Here is a 20,293-nt window from a genome sequence, read left to right as displayed (position 1 = left end):
TCTGGCCCTCGAACCTTCATGGAGACCAACCTCATGTATGGAAACGAAACGCCGTTACGACGAGTGCTTTATTGGCTACCGACATGGCTTCTTACCGCGCTCGCAGTGTCGACGATGCTCGCCATGCCAATGGCGGAAGCCAGGGCTAACGATAATGGCAACTGGATCGCTACCTGGATCGCCAGCCCCCAACCGCGTTGGGAAGGTGACTTCCCACTACCGACGAACACGCCGTTTCAACTGTGGGACCAGACCATTCGACAAGTGGCACGTGTAAGCATTGGCGGCGAACGTGTGCGCATTGCCCTGTCCAACGCCTACGGTTCACAGCCACTCGTCATCGGTGCTGCCCATCTTGCACGCGCCGATTCCGACTCGGCCATACACCCCGAGTCAGGAACGGCCCTCACCTTCTCGGGACAACGGCAGATTTCGATTCCGCCCGGTGCCCGTGTGGTCAGCGACCCGGTGAAGCTTTCCGTTGAAGCGTTGGACCAGCTCGCAGTCAGCCTGTATCTGCCCGAGCCGACACCGCCCGCGACATTCCACTGGGATGGCTTACAGACAGCCTATGTCGGTACAGGAAACCAGGTCGGCGCCACCACGCTGACGCCGCAAGCGACGCTCGACATACGCTTGTTTCTGAGTGGCATTCTGGTCGACGCTGTCGAGGATAGCCGTGCTGTGGTGGCCTTCGGTGACTCGATCACCGACGGCAATGCGTCAACACTGAACGCCAACCACCGCTGGCCGGATTTCCTCGCCCGCCGCCTGACCAATGACAACGTCGCCGTACTCAACGCGGGCATTTCCGGAGCCCGCCTGCTGCACAGCCGCATGGGCGAGAATGCGCTGGCTCGCTTCGAGCGAGACGTGCTGAGTCAGCCAGAGGTGGAGAGCGTGATCGTGCTGATGGGGATCAACGACATCGGCTGGCCGCAAACACCCCTGAAGCCCGCTGAAGATTTGCCCACCGCGGATGACCTGATCGCCGCTTACCGACAGTTGATCGCACGGGCGCATATTCATGACGTGCGCATCATTGGGGCGACCCTGACTCCTTTCGAAGGCGCCTTGCGCGATACGCCGATGCGGGGTTACTACAACGCGGAAAAAGAGCAACTCCGCCAGACGGTCAATGAATGGATACGCACCAGTGGCGAGTTCGATGCCGTGATCGACTTCGATACGGTGACCCGTGACCCCGAACAGCCAACACGATTGCACCCCGACTACGATTCAGGCGACCATCTTCACCCCAGCGACGAAGGCTATGAAGCGATGGCGGAAGCCGTCGATATCGATGCATTGTTCGGCACCCAGCAGTAAGCGCCTTCATTCGCCTTGCCCGGCTTCACGCCGGGCAAGCGCTACCAGCCACCGGAGTGAAGGCAGCCCAGCTTCCGTCCATATATGACCGTCAGATGGCTATTTCCCACTTTCCCTTACAGGCGCATGGAAATCGCCATCCTGTTCATGGCGTTCATCAACGCCACCGCAAAGGTCAGGTCGGCGATTTCCGCCTCGCTGAAGTGGTTCCTGAGCGCATCGAATACCTCATCGGGCGCTTGAGTCTCGGCGATGCGAGTCACGGAGTCGGCCCACGCCAGCGCAGCGCGTTCGCGTGGACTGTATAGATCGCTCACCTGCCAGGCGGCGAGACTGTCCAATTTATGCTGTTCCTCTCCGTGCTTACGCAGGGAATCCGCATGCTTCTGCAGGCAGAAGGAGCAGCCGTTGATCTGCGAAATACGCAGATAGATCAGATCGATCAAGCGCGTACCAAGGCGGCTATCTTCCAGGCTGCGCATCACACCGATCAGGTTTTTATACGCCTCGGGAGACAATTCGGCATAGGGAAGGCGAAGGTTACTCATCGATATTCTCCAGCATCGAGTCGTTGCACGGTTAGTGCTCTCTTGAATACATGCAGGTACTCTAAGCAGGTTATGACCCAGTCCATAGGTACAAGAATGGTGAATATGAATGGGACATAAGCATGCTGATTCGTTGTCGCTACCCGACCGCAAGCTGCAAGCACCAATCTATTTGCAGCTATACCGGCGCTATAAGGACGCGATTAGCGCTGGTCGCCTGAAACCGGGTGACCGCGTACCGGCAATTCGCAGCCTGGCCAGTGAGCTGAATCTTTCCCGCGGCACCGTCGAAGCGGCCTATCAGATGCTGATCGGCGAAGGGTATCTGGAAGCGCGTGGTCCAGCCGGTACCGTGGTGTCTCCTCGCCTGACTCAGGCCAGCGGGCTCGCTTTGCCACCCGAGGAGGCAGCGGTACCGTGCAGGGCCCGGGAACGGTATCGGGACACGTCAACACGACCGTTCCAGCTTGGCCTACCGGCACTGGATGTCTTTCCAACCAAGCTATGGCGTCGCCTGATGACCCGTCGACTACGCGATATCGCTACCACGGCATTGGGATATCCCGACCCGGCTGGCTACCGCCCCTTGCGAGAACGCATTACCTCCTATCTAGGTATTTCCCGAGGCATCCAATGCTCTCCTGAGCAAGTGTTTATCACGGCCGGTTATCAAGGCGCGCTCGATCTGATCTGTCACTGCCTGATGCGGTCTGGCGACCAAGTCTGGTTCGAGGATCCTGGCTATTACTATGCGCGCCGACAACTCGTCGGTAACGGCGCACGGCTGGTTCCCATTCCCGTGGATGAACAAGGCTTGAATGTCGACCTTGGCCTGCAACACGCGCCTAATGCTGGATTTGCGGTCATCACGCCTTCACACCAAAGTCCTCTTGGGGTCGCCCTTGCTCTGCCACGCCGCCTGGAACTGTTGCAATGGGCCAACCAGGTGGGCAGTTGGATCATCGAGGATGACTACGACAGCGAATATCGCTATGAAGGCCACCCACTACCCGCACTGAAGAGCCTGGATCAGCAGGGGCGCGTACTCTATACCGGCACCTTCAGCAAGGTACTGTTCCCCGGCCTTCGGCTTGGCTACCTGGTGGTCCCAGCGTCTGAAGTGGAGCGTTTTCAAGACGCCTGCCACACCTTCTCTGGTGGCTGTTTCACGCTGGCGCAGGCAACCATCAGCGACTTCATGAACGAAGGTCATTTCGCGCGCCATTTGAAGAAGATGCGCAGCCTCTATGCCCAACGCAGAGCCTATATGGCTCAGGCACTTCGTGACGCATTCGGCGAGCGCTTGCACATCAGATTACAGGCAGGGGGCATGCACCTTCTGGCGGAACTGGTGGACGGCGATGACATAGAACTTGCCGCAAAAGCGCAGGCAGATGGACTGGCGGTTCATGCGCTATCCCACTGGTGCCTCGAAACTCAATGCAGACCGTCGCTTTTGCTGGGATTCACCAACGTTACCAGCGAAGATGAAGCCAAGCACCTAGCGGAGAGACTGCGAGCCGCCTTGATTCACTAGATCATGGGTGGCATTCGAAGCGGGCCATATCTTCGACATAGTCGATATCGGCATGAATACCGGCATCGTCCACGTCGATTTCCTGACACCGAGCCGTGTGCCGGCGGATGACAGCGCGCCCACCTTCGTCACCATCCAGCGTTGTCAGCTCGGGCCAGAAGTCACGACCGAAGAGTACCGGGTGACCAGGACGCTCAGCGTGACGAGGACGTACAATCCATGAGGCGTCGGACTCGCGCTCAAGGATCTGCATCGTTGCGACCTGGATGAAGGGCATATCGGCCAGTAGTACCGCCGCCACCTCGCATTCGGTCAAAGATGGGTCGCCTTCCAGTGCCACGAAAGCATCCGCTAGGCTAGCGCCCAACCCCGCATCGGCATGCGGGGCGCGAATCACCAGCGTCTCCACAGGCAACCCCAGCGGCCTGGGGTCATCGTCTTCGCGCAGCACGACACGCACTTGAGAGAAGACCTCGGCAACGCATTCCAGCGTGACAGCCAGCAATGTGCGGCCATCTGGTAAAGTGGCCAGGCGCTTGTCGGCATCGCCAAAACGCCGTGAACGCCCGGCAGCCATGATCAAGGCGACGGTACGGTCCGTATCCGCTCTAGAGTTCATAGCGACCACAGCAATGGCATGCTCTCTGGCACATCGAGCTCATGCTCGCAGCCGTTGATCGTCAGGGTGACCACTGTGTTTCTCCTCGTCGTTTCTTCTTGCTCTCGACGCCTGATACGGCCCCGAAATCATTAGGCATCCATCAAATGTAGCAGGTGAAATCATGTAGTGAAGATCAATGGCAGCCAAGGGGCATCGAACTACATTTTTTTGCCTTTCGTGACGTACACTACGCTCGCCCCTGGCGAGCCCAATGAATTTCTAACCCCACAGGAACGTCATTTTGATTGAAGTCGTCTCGCTCTCGTTTGCCTTCGTCTTCGGCGTGTTGGTCCGCCAGTTGGGACTGCCTCCCCTGGTCGGCTTTCTTGCGGCGGGATTCGCACTCAATGTATTCGGCCCTACCCTCGGTTTGCCTGAAGAGGCTGGCCCCGTGCTGAAACACGTGGCTCATCTCGGTGTCCTGTTACTGCTTTTCACCGTTGGGCTGAAACTCAAGCTGCGCAACCTGGTATCACCAGTAGTACTAGGGGGGGCACTGCTGCATTTCCTGTTTTCGGTAGGCGTGTTTTCCCTGGGCCTCTATTTCTTCATGCAGTTGGATAGGCAAACCGCACTGATGCTGGCCACCGCCCTGGCATTTTCCAGTACCGTGCTGGCGGCCAAGGTATTGGAAGCCAAGCGTGAACTCCGGGCCTTTCACGGTCGTGTGGCCATCGGCATTCTGATCATTCAGGATTTGATCGCCTTGGCCGTGTTGAGTATTGCCGGGGGACACACGCCCTCTTACTGGGCCTTGCTGGTGTTCGGGCTTCCGCTGCTGAAGCCAGCTATGTATTGGCTGATGGACGTCGCGGGACACGATGAGCTGCTGGTGCTGATGGGCGTGGTGATGTCCGTTGCGTTGGGCGGCATGGGATTCGAACTGGTGGGGCTCAGCCCCGAACTCGGCGCACTGATCATGGGGATATTGCTGTCCGACCATGATCGGGCGCAGGAGCTATCCAAGTCGCTGTGGGGGTTGAAGGAAATTCTGCTGGTCGGTTTTTTTCTGCAGATCGGCATGGCTGGACTCCCCGATACCGAGGCATTGACACTTGCGTTGGTGTTGGCACTCATTTTGCCGCTCAAGGGACTGCTCTTCTTCTTCCTGTTGACCTTGTTCCGGTTGCGGGCACGCAATGCCTTCCTGGGAGCGTTAAGCCTGACCTGCTACAGCGAATTTGGCCTCATCGTTGTCGCAGGTGTCTTGGATCAATGGCTCGTCCCACTAGCGATCGCTGTCGCCGTCTCATTCGTCGTCGCAGCACCATTGAATCGCTTCGCGCATCCGTTATTCGATCGTTTCGAGCACTTCCTCGTGCGATTCGAAAAGCGAACTCACCATCCGGACGAACAACCGGCTTCACTGGATCATGCCGAGTTACTGATCATGGGCATGGGGCGTACCGGGACGGCGGCGTTCAACTTTCTGGCCGAACGTCACCAGAATGTCATCGGTCTGGATGCTGACCCCAACAAGGTGGCTCGGCACAAGGAGGCAGGACGCAATGTGGTATATGCCGACGCTGAGGATATCGGCTTCTGGCATGGCGTGGACATCTCCAGGATCAAAGCCGTGATTCTTGCCATGCCTGATATCGAAGGGAAGCTCATTGCCGCTCGTCAGCTCAGGAAATTCGGCTTTACGGGACCTATCGTCGCCCAGACCATGTTCGACGACGAGTCGGAAAAGCTCCTCGAAGCCGGTGCGAACGAAACCTATCTGACCATGGCTGGCGCGGGGATCGGTCTGGCGGAAAAGACATGGGAGGCCTTTCGACCCGACTACAAGAAAGAAGACATCAAGGCACCACGATGATGGGCATGGGCAGACGTGCCATCAGTTCTGGATCTTCGTCGACCAAGCGTGCGAGCTGCGACCGACGCAGCAACAAGGCACCGTAAGGAGAAATGGCCACTCGTCGCTCGAGCGATGACGCGCTCATCTCGGTGAGCCGCGCCACACCGTCGAAAAGAGGGCTATTGGCCAGCCACTCAGGGGTAGCAGAGTCTCCCCCCTCTCCCATTACCAGGAGAGGGCCCTGCTCCATGGGATATGTCGTATCCCACAGTAGCACCGTGCACGGTGCTTTCAGCATCAAAACACGGCTGGTGGATCCCAGGCGCCCTCCCCACTGGGAGGATCCCCCCGCTTTCCCCAGTACCAACACATCGCTACTGGTCGCCAACGCCAGGGCTTCGGCAACGACTCGTCCACGGCTGACCTTCAATGAATGGCGTATTTCACGTCCAGCTACCGTGGCACTCAGCGCTTGACGAACACTTTCTCTCTGGCGCGACAGACTGGCCTCGAGAGCCGACGGCGATAGCGGTCTTGCCATTCCGGACGACATTCCCACCTCGCATGAAAAGGGAAATTCCGCACAGCTCAATAGATCGCGATCTTCAACAAAAAGGGCAACCAGCTCAGCATGCCGGCTGCATGCCAGATCGGTGGCGATCGATAGTGCCGCCAAGCTATGCCTTGAAGCATCCAACAACGCCAACACACGGGGCACGATGCCGTGCTGGACAACGTCGTCATTCGGCATTGCCATTGTCCTCCTCGTCTTGCTCCGCGGGTGGTGTCTTGTTGGTACGAGAACCCTTCTTCTTGACCACTTGCTGGAATCGCTCGAGCCGCGCCATCACCTTGGCATTCAGGCTGTCCTCTGGATAATGACCATTCCCGTCCACCTGCCCCGCTTCACAGCCGGTCAGCAATTCAAGCGCCTCATCCACATGGGAGATGGCATAGACGCGAAAGTGGCCTTGGGCGATAGCCTCGCGCACTTCCGGACGGAGCATCAGATGTTCGACATTGGCTGCCGGCAGCAAGACGCCCTTGCCATCGAGCTCGCCACGCTCGCGACAGACCTGAAAGAAGCCCTCGACCTTTTCATTGACACCGCCCACTGCCTGAACTTCGCCGTGCTGGTTGATCGATCCCGTCACTGCCAGCGATTGCTTGAGTGGAACCTGCACGATGGCGGAGATCAGTGCACATACTTCGGCCACCGACGCACTGTCGCCTTCGATACCGCCATAGGATTGCTCGAATGCCAGACTGGCCGAGAGCGATAGTGGTGTCTCACCCGCATATCGGCTGGCCAGAAAGCGTGACAGGATCATCACTGCCTTGGAGTGGATGCGGCCTCCCAGGCGGGACTCACGTTCGATATCCACCACTTGCCCTGCTCCGGGGCGTGCCGTTGCCGTGATTCGGCTAGGCTGTCCGAAGCCGTATTCGCCAAGCTGCAGCACGGACAACCCGTTAACCTGACCGGTCGTCTCGCCATGGGTAGCGATCATCACCGTGCCACGCTGAATCATCTCAAGATTGCGCTCGCGAATGCGGCCAGCTCTCCATAGCTGTTGCGCGATCGCTTTCTCCACGTGAGCACGCCCCACCATCTCGGCCCCCGCCTCGCCGGCCCAATGGTCGGCTTCCAGCAACAGATCATGCAAGGCGCGGTGATGAGCCGTTAGTTTGCGCTGATCGTCGGCCAGCCGACTGGCGTGCTCGATCATCGATCCCACACCGGAACGATCCAACGGGCGCAGCTCTGCGTCCCGCGCCATGGAGGCCAGCATTCTGGCATACTGCATTTGACCATCGGCATCTCGCGGCAAAGTATCCTCTAGGTCCGCCTGAACCTTGAACAGTTCGAGAAACTCAGGATCATGCTCGCAGAGCAGGTAATAGAGCTGGCGGTCCCCTAGCAACACCACCTTCAGATCCAGTGGAACCGGTTCCGGCTCCAATGTCACGGTACTGATCAGTCCATAGGCTTGCTCGAGGGATTCGGTACGAATCTCACCGGCACGCAATACTCGCTTGAGAGTTTCCCAGGCGCCTGGCTGTTGCAGCAGGCTGCGCGCATCCAACACCAGATAGCCACCATTCGCGCGGTGCAACGCCCCAGCACGGATCAACGAGAAGTCGGTAAGCAGTGTGCCGTTGTGCACATGGTGTTCGATGCGGCCGACTAAGTGCTGGTGAGTCGGTAAATCCTGGTAAACCACCGGCGCCCCATCGCATCCAGCGTTGTCGACCAGCAGGTTGACCTGGAAGCGGCTGAATACCGCGTCGGGTGACATCTCGGAGTGACTTTCCAGAAAGGCATCCACATGCTGCAGGATGGCCTCACGAATCGCCTCGAGATGGTTCAAGACGCCAGAAAAATCGGCATAGCGAGCTTCCAGTTCGCCAAGAGGACCATCGATGGCGGCCTGTAACATCTCTTCGTTGAGGCGTTGGGTCTGCTGTCGCAGCTCCTTGGCCAGCTGTGGCATCTGGCGAATCGCCTGTTGCAGCTTACGCTGCAGGATCTCCACCGTTCCTTGAATGCGATCGCGTTCATCCTTGGGAAGCTTCTCGAAGGTTTCAGGCGCCATCATGCCGTCACCCTCAGCAGGAGTGAAGGTGAAGCCATTGGGTGTCGATAGCAACAGAATGTCGTGTTCACGGGCCTCGCGACGTACCGTCTCGATCGCATCGCGCTGCCGGTCGCTCATCGCTTGTTTCATTTCGTGCAGACGATTCTGGTACTCGTCGCTCTCGAATACCGCGGGAATGGTGCTGCGCAGCTCTTCCACCAACTGTTCGATATCGACGCGAAGTTGCCATCCCTTGCCAGGCGGCAGCGTCAGATAACGCGGCGAGGAAGGGTCTTCGAAGTTGAACAGGTAGCAACCATCCGGCGGTGCCGGCAGCTTCTTGGCCTGCTCGGCCAGAAAGCGCCCCACCAAGGTATGCTTGTCATAGTCCGGCGGCCCCAGCACGAACAGGTTGAAACCATCGCTACGGATTGCCGTACCGAAGCTTAGAGCCTCGCGGGCACGGATATGCCCCGTCAGCAATTCGAGCGGTTCCAGTTCGCTGGTCGCCATGAAGGAAAACGTGTCGTCGGAACACTCCCGATATACCTGCGCGACCCCAAGCGGCTCCACCATGGCTATGTCTCCTCTGCCAACAAGCCAAGTATGGAAGAGGTGACGCCGACATGCTTGATTCAAATCAGACCAGATGCGCGGTTCCTGACGTCATGCTTACACATCGACGACGAGATCCGGTATGAACGATAGTGCCTCGAACTCATCGGGATAGCCCTCGGGGTTGGCAATCACACGGGTCCCCTTGACGCTGCGGTCGACCGGCTCATGAACATGACCATGGATCCAAAGATCCATGCGCCCCATCAAACCGTCCAGGCGCGAAGCGAAAGCCGCCGACAGCATAGTCGCCGGCCAGCACCACCACATCGGCATCCACCTCGGGTAGCTCACGCGTCCCCCCTTCGAAGAATTCCAGATGCAGATCGGACAAGATGCGTAATCACATGGGCTTTCTCGGTGACACCTGATCAGCGTTGACGTTATCTAACATTTTGTTACCCGGCTGCCTATGCTTGTGAAGCGGGCCAGCGTCGGTCCGTGATGGTGAGGATAACCACAATGAAACATCTCGTACGTCGCTGCCAAATAACGGGAACAGCAGGGTTACTGGCGCTTGCCGCGATATTCGCCATGGCCGAGGAGGCGGATCAGGCACTGATCGAACGGGGCCGCTACCTCATTACCATCAGCGGCTGCAACGACTGTCATACACCAAACTATGCCTTTGCCGATGGTCAAGTCCCCGAGGAGCTGTGGCTGACCGGCGATATTCTGGGGTGGTACGGCGCCTGGGGCACGACCTATGCCGCCAATCTCCGCCTGCTGGCCAACAGCCTGGATGAAGGGCAATGGGTGACGATGACTCGCACTCTCAAGACACGCCCGCCCATGCCCTGGTTCAACCTCAATCATATGAGTGAGGAAGATTCGCGGGCAATGTATCACTATATTCGCTCACTGGGGCCGGCTGGTGAATCGGCGCCTACCTATCAGCCCCCAGGCAGTGAACCTGCCTCACCTTATGTGGCATTTCCCTCCATGCCCAGCGAGTAGGCCTTCGGAACCAGGCACACATCGACTGCCAGGGAGGGCAGTGTCTTTCCAAGCTCGTGCCTAACCGAAACCCACGTATGCACAACCACGCCAGCACTGGTAATGTCCTTGGCATCATCGACGATTCCTGGCCGAGGTCATGATGCCCTCTCGTCCCGATCCACGGATTCTGTTACGCCTGTTGAGATTGCTGCGCCCTTATCGCTTGCATCTGATACTGGCGGGCATTGCCCTACTCGTGGCATCCGGTAGCGTACTATTGATGGGCCAGGGGCTACGCCTGGTGATCGACCAGGGCTTCATGGCCGAGAACGCGGCGCGGCTCAATCAGGCACTGGTGGGCATGTTGGTGATCGTGGCCATTCTGGCCATCGCCTCCGCGCTACGCTACTACCTGGTGACCTGGATCGGCGAACGCCTGGCCGGCGATCTCCGCCGCCTGGTATTCGACCATCTCCTGACCTTGGAGCCCGCCTACTTCGAGAACGATACCCATACGAATGGCGGTGCCGGCGAAATCCAGTCACGCCTGACCGCCGACACCAGCATCCTGCAGACGCTATTCGGCTCGTCACTATCGGTAGCCCTGCGTAACCTGCTGATGCTGATCGGTGCCATCATCCTGATGGTGATCACCCAACCCTGGTTGTCGGCTTTGGTGCTGCTGGGAATTCCCGCCACGGTGGCGCCAATCCTGTGGTATGGGCGTCGAGTGAGACGCCTATCGCGCCATAGCCAGGACCGTATCGCCGAGCTTGGACGTTACGCTGGTGAAGCGCTCTTGGGTATCCGTACCCTGCAAGCCTTCGGACATGAGGCCATCGACCGCCGGGACTATGGTCAACGCGTAGAAGAGGCCTTCACAGCCGCCATTCAGCGTACCCGACAACGTGCCTGGCTGACCGGTATCGCCATGCTACTGGTGTTCGGTGCCGTGGGGCTGATGTTGTGGCAAGGGGGCCATGAAGTGTTGGCTGAAAGGATGAGCGCAGGCGAACTCTCGGCGTTCGTCTTTTATGCGGTATTGGCCGCTGGCGCTGTGGCATCTCTGGCCGAGGTTGCAGGCGATGTGCAACGTGCCGCTGGAGCCACCGAACGGCTGCTGGAACTGCTCGATGCTCAACCCCGGATTCAGGCGCCGGCAAAGCCGCGTGAATTGCCCACCCCGGTACGAGGTGCCATCGCTTTCACAGGCGTGAGTTTCGCCTATCCCAGCCGTCCCCACTCCGCCGCTTTGCAGGCACTGGACCTGAGCATCGAACCTGGCGAGCGCGTTGCATTGGTCGGTCCATCCGGTGCCGGCAAGAGTACCTTGTTGCAGCTTTTGCTGCGTTTCTACGACCCGGATACCGGCCGGGTGACGCTGGATGGTATCGACCTACGTGAGCTTGACCCACACGCCTTGCGCCAAGTCATGGGAATGGTCGCTCAGGAACCGGTGCTGTTCACTGGATCGGCTGCTGACAACCTCCGCTACGGCCACCCCACGGCAACCGATCGGGAATTGCGTGCTGCCGCCCAGGATGCCAATGCACTCGATTTCCTCGAAGTTCTCCCCCAAGGCTTCGATACGCCCCTGGGCCCAGGTGGGGTACAGCTTTCCGGCGGACAACGCCAACGCCTGGCGATCGCCCGGGCACTACTACGCAACCCTCGGGTACTGCTGCTTGACGAGGCTACCAGTGCCTTGGATGCCGAAAGCGAACGCATCGTCCAGGAGGCGCTGGACCGTCTGATGCAGGGTCGTACCAGCCTGGTCATCGCCCACAGGCTATCCACGGTCGTTGCCGCCGACCGTTTATTGGTGCTCGACCGAGGACGCTTGGTAGCGTCAGGAACACATACGGAACTGCTGGAGTCCAGCGCTCTGTATCGCCAGCTCGCCAACTTGCAATTCTCTCCCGAACAAGCCGGCTACTGATGGAACTCGACATGGTTACCGACAGGTCAGACACCTTGATCGAGACATATCATGTCATCGTAAATTAGTAACTATACGTAACTAAAGTTTGCTCGTTGGAAGTCGATAACGCTTTTGACTGCTTGAACCTCGACACTTGATGACCGCGTACCCGAGAGCGATCCAACGAACCGATGTCCATGTCCCTGCCCACCTTGTTAATGATGGTGCTCGCCGCTGCCGTTGCCTCGGTGGCTATCATCGCGTTGGTCCATCTACGTTACCGGCGCCCATTGCAGGCATTGCTCAACAGTCTCGAGAAATCCCCTTCAGAGTCAGAACCCACTTCTTTTCGGAACCAAGACGCCCCACTGGTCACGCGTCTGGCTGACAAGATCCAACAACTGCAGGAAAGCAATCATCGTCTCCACCAACAGACCATCAAGGACCCGCTCACCGGTTTGGGCAACCGTCGCTTACTGGAGCAGCGACTCGAGATCGCCCTCCCTCTAAGCCGACGTTGGATGAATGCCGTCTCCGCTTTGATGATCGACGTTGACCATTTCAAGGATTACAACGATCTCTATGGCCACCAGGCTGGAGATGACTGCCTGCTCGAGATTGCCAACGTACTGCGCGATACCTTCCGCCGTGAAACCGATATCGTGGTACGTCTGGGAGGTGAGGAGTTCCTTGTCGTGCTACTGGATGCCGGAGAAGAGGATGCCACTCGCCTTGCCGAAGCCATGCGAGGCATGCTCCAAGCCGTAGGTATTCCGCACCAAGGCTCGCTGGTCGCCGATGTGGTCACGGTCAGTATCGGCGTCTCAACCACGGAGCCTGGTAAGCCAGTGAGCCTCGAGGACATGATCGCCACTGCCGATGCCGCTCTTTACGAGTGCAAGGCCAACGGCCGTAACTGCGTGACCAGCCGCCGTGTCATCGACGAACCCACGGCCGTGAATGGCTGACCGTTAGCCTGATTTCCTCTCCCTATACCGACACCTCCACTCGGCACGATGTGCCGCCTGTTTATACCGCCATGTCGATACGAAAGTATCAACGGGCTGACAACGCATATTCTTGACATTGGCAACATCACGGTACACATTTCAGTACTCATATTGAGAACAAATTGAATACAAAATCGTCGACACCCATCCTGGGGTCAGATAAGGGAGCGCTGAATTATTCAGTGTTTCCATGGAAGGCACCTGAACCACGCGTGTCGTGGGTAACCCTTCGCCTCTGGCGATGGGTGCCCCACTGACAGGAGCCTCGAGATGTCGCTTGCGTCCCAAACCAGCAATAGCCGCCTGTGGATCCAGCATCCACTGGCTTGTGCCGATCCCGCTGCCGCCGGCGGTGTCGTAATACAAGGTACACGCATCATCGAGCGCGTGGCCGCAGGCCATCGACCCAGCGAGCCGGTCGATCAATCCTTCGATGCCTCGCAACATGTCCTGCTGCCAGGTCTGGTCAATACCCATCACCACTTCTATCAGACCCTGACTCGCGCCTATACGCCGGCGTTGAACAAGGAACTCTTCCCCTGGCTGACCACGCTCTACGATGTCTGGGCCAACCTCGATGAGGAGCAACTCGAGGTAGCCAGCGAACTGGCAATGGCCGAGCTGCTGCTATCCGGCTGCACCACCGTGGCCGACCATCACTATGTGTTTTCCAATGCGCTCGCGGAGGCCATCGACCGTCAGGTGGAAACTGCCCGGAGGCTCGGCGTGCGCGCGGCCCTGACGCGTGGTTCGATGAGCGTGGGTCGCGACGACGGCGGCCTGCCGCCACAGTTCGTGGTACAGGATGAAGCCACCATCCTCGACGACAGTCGACGCTTGATCTCCCGCTACCACCAGCGCGAGGAAGGTGCGATGGTCACTGTGGCGCTGGCGCCCTGCTCGCCCTTTTCCGTCAGTCGCGAACTGATGAAAGCTACCGCCGACCTCGCCAAGGCCGAAGACGTGCGTTTACACACTCACTTGGCCGAAACCGAAGACGAAACCCGTTACTGTCAGCGCCTGTTCGGCCTACGCCCGCTCGACTATCTGGACGAGTGCGGCTGGCTTGGCAACCGCACCTGGCTGGCCCACGGCATCCATTTCAGCGACGAGGAAATTCGTCGTCTGGGTGAGGCGGGTACTGGCATCGCCCACTGCCCATCGTCGAACATGGTATTGGGTTCGGGGTTGTGTCGTACGCTGGAGCTCGAGCGTGCCGGGGCCCCGGTGGGGCTGGCCGTGGACGGCTCGGCCTCCAACGACCATTCCAATCTTGCTGAGGAGATGCGCCAGGCAATGCTGCTCGGCCGACTGCGTTACAGCCCTGCCCAAGTCAGTCATGCCGATGTGATTCGCTGGGCCACCCAAGGCTCGGCACGCTGCCTCGGGCGCGAGGATATCGGTGGGCTGGCACCCGGTCAGCAGGCCGACCTGGCCTTGTTCAAGCTCGATGAGCCGCGCTTTTCCGGTGCGGAGAACCCGCTGGCGGCGTTGCTATTGTGCGGGGCGCATCGAGCCGACCGCGTGATGGTCGCCGGCCGCTGGCGGGTCATCGACTCCCAAGTGCAGAACCTCGACCTGGAAGCATTGATGGCTCGCCATCGGGCGGCGGCTCAGCGGCTGTGGCAAGCCGCCTGAGTTGAGTGGAGATACGCAACATCATCGACAGACACAGGGGGACGCCGGCAAGACCCAACCCCGGCAGATAACAACGAATAAATGCCGACCGCTGTTCAATACAGGAGACCAAGATGTCCAATAACAAGACCTGGTATCGCCGCTTTGCGGCCAGTGCCGATGTCAATGACATGCCCCCCGTGGCCAAGGCAGTCCCGCTCGGCATACAGCACGTGCTGGCGATGTTCGTGGGTAACGTGACCGTGCCCATCATCATTGCCGGGGCGATGGATCTGCCAAGCGATGTGACCGTTTTTCTGATCCAGGCGGCCATGTTCGTGGCCGGGGTCGCCACCCTGGTGCAATCGCTGGGCGTGGGGCCGCTGGGCGCCAGGCTCCCCATCGTCATGGGCACGAGCTTCGGCTTCGTCCCGCTGTTGATTCCCATCGCGGTGAACATGGGCCTGCCCGCGGCACTGGGCGCAACGCTCTGTGCCGGGTTGACCATGGCCCTGGTAGGCCTGTTCCTGCCTTGGGTGCGCTTCCTGTTTCCGCCAGTGGTCACCGGCACCTTCGTGATCATGATTGGCATCCTGCTGCTACCGGTGGGTTTCGCTTACGCTGGCGGCGGCTTCGGTGCCCCCGATTTCGGCAGCTTCCATCACCTGCTGTTGGCGGCCCTGGTGTTCGCCATCACCGTGGGCTTTCATCAGTACGGACGCGGCTTCTGGTCGGAGGTGGCACCGTTGATGGGGCTGGTCAGCGGCTTCGTCGTGGCGCTGGCCACCGGCATGGTGGATATGTCCCAGATCGGCGAGGCGAACTGGATAGCCATGCCGCAACCCTTCGCCATCGGCATCGAATTCCACTGGGCGGCCATCCTGCCGATGGTGCTGCTGGCACTGGTGACCTGTGCCGAGTCGATCGGCGATATCGTCGGCACCACTGCCGGCGGGCTCAACCGCGAGCCTACTCCGCGTGAGTTGTCTGGCGGGGTGATGGCCGATGGCGTGGCGAGCATGGTGGCCGCGGTGTTCAACGCCTTTCCACAGATCAGCTTCAGTCAAAACGTCGGCATGGTGGCACTTACTGGGGTAGTCAGCCGCTTCGTCGTTGCCATCGGCGGTGGCTTCCTGCTGGTGGCCGGCCTGTTACCCAAGCTGGGGGCAGTGATTTCGAGCATCCCCAATGCGGTGCTCGGCGGCGCCGTGCTGATCATGTTCGGCATGATCACCAGCGCCGGTATCAAGATGCTGAGCAAGATCCACTTCGACAAGCGCAACATGGTGGTGATCGGGGTCTCGCTCTCGGTGGCCATCGGCCTACCCGCCCATGAAGAGTTGTTGTCCGGCTTCTCGTCCAACGTGGCGGCGATGCTGGAATCCGGGCTGATTCCCGGCGCTCTATGCGCCATCGTACTCAACCTGATACTTCCTGACCCCAGCGCCCGTCAGAAGGCCGCTGAAGCCAAGGTGGCACCTACCGAATAGTCTCACGTCAACGATACATTTCCTGCCGGCCTCATCCGCAAGCTTGCGGATGAGGCCGTTTTCATCATTGCCGCCACTGTCTGCCTTGCACTAACTCGTTCATGAGCAAAGCGCTTTCGATAGCCCTACAGGGTTATATTTATATTTTATAACCCACAAAGGCTATAAAATTGAGTAATTGCCCAAAAGGGCTATAATGGAGATATTTCTAACGGTTAGGGTTCTCACATGCAACAGAGAATCGCCGTGTTGACCGGTGATGTCATCGAGTCGCGCAAGATCCATGACCAGGCACGCCTGTTCGATGTGCTCGATGCGACCTTGAATGAGCTGACGGAACGCTACGGCGGACAGGGTGAGCGCTACCGCGGCGATGGCTTCCAGCTCGCCTTGCCATGCCCAGAGTACGCCCTGACCGCCGCTGTGACGTTGCGCGCCGCCCTGATCCGACACTCGGAAGAGCGGCGCCGCTGGGATGCCCGCATCGCCGTGGCGGTGGGCAAGGACGCTTGGCGAGACGACTTGCGAGTGTCGGAAGCCAGCGGCGAGCCTTTCGTCCACTCGGGACAGAGCCTGGATGCCCTGAGCGATGGGCAACAGCACCTCGACCTTAGGATTCTCGATGGAAGCGATGGCGACTGTCCAGCGCTGCTGACGCGGTTCGTCGACGAACTGATCGATGGCTGGTCCCGATACTCCGCCGAGATCGTTTACATGAGCCTGTGCCATGATGAGTCGCAACAGGCATTGGCCAAGCGGCTCGGCATCAGCCAACCTAGCGTGCACAAGCGCCTGCGTGCCGCCCGTTGGCCACTGTTGGCCGAATACCTGGCGTATATGCACCGACGCCTCAAGGATGAGACCCCATGAATGCCGAACTCTCGTTGTTGCTAGGCCTGATTCTGGCTCACTTGGTAGGCGATTTCCTGCTTCAGCCGAGTCATTGGGTCGAAGCGCGCTACCGCTTCAAGGAGCGCTCGCGCCAACTGTATTTCCATGCGCTGATCCATGGCTTGCTGACCTTCGTAGTCCTGACGATCGCCAGCCTGGCGGTTTCTCCTCCAGTTCCCCTGACCAACGCCCTGGCCGGCGCACTACTGGTGATGGCCAGCCACGCCCTCATCGATTTGGGCAAGGCCTATCTCTCCCCACAGCGGCTACGCTGGTTCCTGCTCGACCAGGCACTTCACCTGCTGATCCTACTAGGCATCTGGCTTGCCTGGCTGGGGAGTTGGTCCCCGATGTACCTATTCGGCGCCTGGCTGGTCACGCCACAGGTGCTGGGCATAGCTGTCACCTTCTTCCTGCTCTCTCGCCCCCTGTCCATTTCCATCGCGTTGGTACTACGTCGCTGGAGCAGCGAGCTTCCCAACCCCGGCACACTGATCGCCGCTGGAGCACGCATCGGAATACTGGAGCGCTTCCTCATCGCCATCCTGGTATTGTTCGACCAGATGGCCGCCATCGGCTTTCTGATCGCCGCCAAATCGGTATTGCGTTACGGTGAACTACGTAACGCTCAGGACCGCAAGCTCACCGAATACGTCCTGCTCGGCACCTTGCTCAGTGTCTCCGCCGCCGTGATCCTGGGCCTGCTGCTCCGTGCTCTCCTGTGGGGATACTGAGACCATGCCCAGGATCTTAATCGTCATCCTTCTGGGAATGCTGCTTACCGCTTGTACCGGTCCCGCCCATCTGGAAACTCGCAATGGCTACGTTGTCGACCACCGCCATGTGGCCCCCTCACACAACAGCCGCGTGCGCCACCTGGTCCTGCATTACACCGACAGTTCCGAGGCCGATTCGCTTGCCACCCTGACCGGTCCGCACGTCAGTACCCATTACGTATTGCCTTTGCCGACCCACCAGCATCACGGCGATCCACTGGTTTATCAGTTGGTGGACGAGTCACGCCGCGCCTGGCATGCCGGTGCCAGTGCTTGGAAAGGTCATCCCAGTATCAACGATACCTCCATTGGCATCGAAATCGTCAATGGCGGACCAGACCGCCCCTTCAACGAAGTAGAACGGCTGCTGGAAACCGACCCAGCCACGGTGATTCACTGGGCCCCCTACCCTGAAGCGCAGATCGAGACGTTGATCGCTCTGATGCATGACATCATCGACCGTCATGGCATCCATCCCACCGACGTGGTGGCCCACTCGGACATCGCCCCCAACCGCAAGATCGATCCCGGCCCCGCCTTCCCCTGGAAGCGGCTCTATGAGGCAGGCATCGGCGTATGGCCGGAGGACGACGCGGTGGCTCGCTACCGAGCGGCATTCGAAAATTGCCCGCCACAGCTCGAAACCCTGCAACATGCACTTCAGGCTTGGGGCTATCCACTCAGGGTGACGGGCGAACTCGATCGACGAACCGCCGTGGTGCTGCGCGCTTTCCAGATGCGCTTTCGTCCCACTGACTACCGTGGCCTACCGGATGCCGAAAGCGCTGCTATCCTCTGGGCACTGCTGGACAAGTACCATCCCGAAACCCTGCAACGGCTTCAATACCCCATACGTCGCCAAGGACAGGGCGCCTGTCGCTGACGGGATTGGCGGATACGTTCCCTGCTGCTAGGGTGCCGCCGAAGGAAGTGCTGAATAAAGAATAGGTGTTGTGGAGAGACCACCATGTCCAACGTACGCTTGATCACCTGCCAGGGGCGGGAAATTGCTCCTTATCTCGATGACTTGGCACGCCTGCGCATCGACGTGTTTCGCGATTTTCCCTATCTCTACGACGGCGATTTCGAGTACGAGTCGCAATACTTAAAGCGCTATGCGGAGTGTCCGGACAGCCTGTTCGTCCTGGCACTGGATGGCGACCGCGTGGTTGGAGCCGCTACCGGTATGCCGCTGGCCGATGACGTCGAGGAGTTTCGCGCGCCCTTCGAGCGGGCTGGATACGATATCTCGCGCATCTTCTATTACGGCGAGTCGGTACTGCTTGGCGAATACCGCGGTCAAGGCATCGGCAAGGCTTTCATGAGTGAGCGCGAAGCTCATGCAGCAAACAAAGGCTTCGATATCGTGGCGTTCTGCGCCGTAGAGCGCCCCGACGACCACCCACGCAGACCGGCCAACTATCAGCCACTGCATGGCTTCTGGCGTTCACAAGGCTATCGCCAAGTTCCCGAGCTACATACCACCTTCCACTGGAAGGACATCGATGATGACCGGGAAACTGACAAGCCGATGGTGTTCTGGCTCAAGGAACTGCAGGAATGAGCGACGCTTCCCATGTGGTCACGGTGGCTGCGGCCCAATATCCCATTGACGCCTTTACGTCCTTCGCCGACTTTCAGGCCAAGGCGGCACGCTGGGTTCACGACGCCGCTACACGTGGCGCCGAGCTGTTGGTCTTTCCTGAATACGGTGGGATGGAACTGACCTCATTGCTACCCGATGCGATCCGCGATGACTTGCAGGCGCAGTTGCCTGCCCTGCAACCGATGCGTGACGAAGTCGTGGCGACGTGGCGTGAGTTGGCCGAAACTCACGGTGTCACCTTATTGGCTCCCTCACTGCCCTGGCAACTCGATGATGGACGCTTCGTCAACCGCGCCTGGCTATTGGGCCCAAGTGGTCGTGCCAATTATCAGGACAAGCAGATCATGACCCGCTTCGAGAATGACTTGTGGGGCGTCTCGGCGGGTGAAGGCCTGAAGGTCTTCGACACGCCCGTCGGCCGGCTCGGTGTGCTGATCTGCTACGACAGCGAATTCCCCGACCTGGCGCGAGCACTAGTCGAGGCCGGCGCCGAGTTGCTGCTGGTTCCGAGCTGTACCGACACCGAGGCCGGCTACTACCGGGTACGGCTTTCGGCACAGGCACGCGCCATCGAACAACAGGTGGCACTGGTACAGTCGCCGACCGTGGGCGAAGCCCTGTGGTCGCCAGCGGTGGATATCAACGTCGGCCGGGCCGCCGTCTATACGCCATGCGATCACGGCTTTCCCGCCGATGGAGTACTGACCATCGGCCACGATGCCACACCAGGTTGGCAGATCGCGCGTCTCGACCTGCCTCGTATTCGCGAACTACGACACCACGGCCAAGTCAACAACCATGCCGACTGGTCCTTACAATGCGATCGTCTCAGCGAAAAAATTCCAACGATCTCCCTGTATTGATGGCTAGCGCTTTTGCTGCGACATGGGCTTGGCCGTACAATGCGGAAAACGTCGCCCGTTGCCATCTGAATCGGTATCGCTGCGGCCTTGCCAATCAACATGACTCGAAG

General features: G+C 59.3%; 18 protein-coding genes. 13 read left to right on the top strand and 5 right to left on the bottom strand.

The annotated features are described in order from the left end of the window. Positions 1–33: 33 nt before the first annotated feature. Positions 34–1,329, top strand: a complete 1,296-nt coding sequence (locus L861_RS01195) for an SGNH/GDSL hydrolase family protein (RefSeq protein WP_016414702.1) — start codon at positions 34–36, stop codon at positions 1,327–1,329. A gap of 116 nt (positions 1,330–1,445) precedes the next feature. On the opposite strand, the gene L861_RS01190 is transcribed toward L861_RS01195, so the two are convergent. Further along, entirely contained in the window at positions 1,446–1,877 is a 432-nt protein-coding gene (locus L861_RS01190; RefSeq protein ID WP_016414701.1) for a carboxymuconolactone decarboxylase family protein, read from the bottom strand. Positions 1,878–1,986: 109 nt separating this feature from the next. On the opposite strand from L861_RS01190, the gene pdxR reads away from it, so the two are divergent. Continuing rightward, positions 1,987–3,414: a MocR-like pyridoxine biosynthesis transcription factor PdxR gene (gene pdxR, locus L861_RS01185; protein WP_016414700.1), complete on the top strand. Its 1,428-nt coding sequence runs from the start codon at positions 1,987–1,989 to the stop codon at positions 3,412–3,414. A gap of 1 nt (position 3,415) precedes the next feature. Here pdxR and L861_RS01180 read toward each other — a convergent pair whose 3' ends face one another. Next, positions 3,416–4,033, bottom strand: a complete 618-nt coding sequence (locus tag L861_RS01180; RefSeq protein ID WP_016414699.1) for a nucleotidyltransferase family protein — start codon at positions 4,031–4,033, stop codon at positions 3,416–3,418. A gap of 283 nt (positions 4,034–4,316) precedes the next feature. Between L861_RS01180 and L861_RS01175 the strand changes: the two genes are divergently transcribed. Further along, positions 4,317–5,894: a cation:proton antiporter domain-containing protein gene (locus L861_RS01175; RefSeq protein WP_016414698.1), complete on the top strand. Its 1,578-nt coding sequence runs from the start codon at positions 4,317–4,319 to the stop codon at positions 5,892–5,894. Here the strand turns inward: L861_RS01175 and L861_RS01170 are convergent. From L861_RS01170 to L861_RS01160, 3 genes are all read right to left on the bottom strand, one after another. After that, positions 5,878–6,627: a universal stress protein gene (locus tag L861_RS01170; RefSeq protein WP_016414697.1), complete on the bottom strand. Its 750-nt coding sequence runs from the start codon at positions 6,625–6,627 to the stop codon at positions 5,878–5,880. The genes L861_RS01175 and L861_RS01170 overlap by 17 nt on opposite strands. Further along, positions 6,617–9,031: a Lon protease family protein gene (locus tag L861_RS01165; protein WP_016414696.1), complete on the bottom strand. Its 2,415-nt coding sequence runs from the start codon at positions 9,029–9,031 to the stop codon at positions 6,617–6,619. The genes L861_RS01170 and L861_RS01165 overlap by 11 nt, the downstream gene beginning before the upstream one ends. A gap of 96 nt (positions 9,032–9,127) precedes the next feature. After that, a complete protein-coding gene (locus L861_RS01160; protein WP_236617032.1) occupies positions 9,128–9,364 on the bottom strand; it encodes a metallophosphoesterase family protein in 237 nt (78 codons plus the stop codon). Positions 9,365–9,532: 168 nt separating this feature from the next. On the opposite strand from L861_RS01160, the gene L861_RS01155 reads away from it, so the two are divergent. The 10 genes from L861_RS01155 (at position 9,533) to L861_RS01110 (ending at position 20,183) form a co-directional block, all read left to right on the top strand. After that, positions 9,533–10,027 carry a c-type cytochrome gene (locus L861_RS01155; protein ID WP_016414694.1) on the top strand — a complete coding sequence of 165 codons (495 nt, stop codon included), beginning with the start codon at positions 9,533–9,535 and terminating at the stop codon, positions 10,025–10,027. A 142-nt stretch (positions 10,028–10,169) separates the two neighbouring features. Further along, entirely contained in the window at positions 10,170–11,948 is a 1,779-nt protein-coding gene (locus L861_RS01150; protein ID WP_016414693.1) for an ABC transporter transmembrane domain-containing protein, read from the top strand. Between the two features lie 179 nt (positions 11,949–12,127). Continuing rightward, positions 12,128–12,898 (top strand): GGDEF domain-containing protein, encoded by a 771-nt coding sequence (locus tag L861_RS01145; RefSeq protein WP_016414692.1) that lies wholly within the window; start codon positions 12,128–12,130, stop codon positions 12,896–12,898. A 312-nt stretch (positions 12,899–13,210) separates the two neighbouring features. Beyond that, a complete protein-coding gene (locus tag L861_RS01140; protein WP_016414691.1) occupies positions 13,211–14,578 on the top strand; it encodes an 8-oxoguanine deaminase in 1,368 nt (455 codons plus the stop codon). 113 nt (positions 14,579–14,691) lie between these two features. Then, positions 14,692–16,047, top strand: coding sequence for a uracil-xanthine permease family protein (locus L861_RS01135; protein WP_016414690.1), 1,356 nt, complete (start codon positions 14,692–14,694; stop codon positions 16,045–16,047). Positions 16,048–16,275: 228 nt separating this feature from the next. Then, the gene (locus L861_RS01130) at positions 16,276–16,917 is read left to right on the top strand and encodes a hypothetical protein (protein WP_016414689.1); all 642 of its coding nucleotides are present in this window, start codon (positions 16,276–16,278) and stop codon (positions 16,915–16,917) included. After that, positions 16,914–17,672, top strand: coding sequence for a DUF3307 domain-containing protein (locus L861_RS01125; RefSeq protein ID WP_016414688.1), 759 nt, complete (start codon positions 16,914–16,916; stop codon positions 17,670–17,672). The genes L861_RS01130 and L861_RS01125 overlap by 4 nt, the downstream gene beginning before the upstream one ends. A 4-nt stretch (positions 17,673–17,676) precedes the next feature. Beyond that, positions 17,677–18,597, top strand: a complete 921-nt coding sequence (locus tag L861_RS01120; RefSeq protein WP_051149265.1) for an N-acetylmuramoyl-L-alanine amidase — start codon at positions 17,677–17,679, stop codon at positions 18,595–18,597. 84 nt (positions 18,598–18,681) lie between these two features. Further along, entirely contained in the window at positions 18,682–19,278 is a 597-nt protein-coding gene (locus tag L861_RS01115) for a GNAT family N-acetyltransferase (protein WP_016414686.1), read from the top strand. Continuing rightward, a complete protein-coding gene (locus tag L861_RS01110) occupies positions 19,275–20,183 on the top strand; it encodes a carbon-nitrogen hydrolase family protein (protein ID WP_016414685.1) in 909 nt (302 codons plus the stop codon). The genes L861_RS01115 and L861_RS01110 overlap by 4 nt, the downstream gene beginning before the upstream one ends. Positions 20,184–20,293: the final 110 nt, after the last annotated feature.

Source organism: Litchfieldella anticariensis FP35 = DSM 16096 (assembly GCF_000409775.1).
GTDB classification, from domain to species: Bacteria; Pseudomonadota; Gammaproteobacteria; order Pseudomonadales; family Halomonadaceae; genus Litchfieldella; species Litchfieldella anticariensis.
Note: the sequence above shows the minus strand (reverse complement) of the source record. Positions and strands in the feature narration are given on the sequence as shown.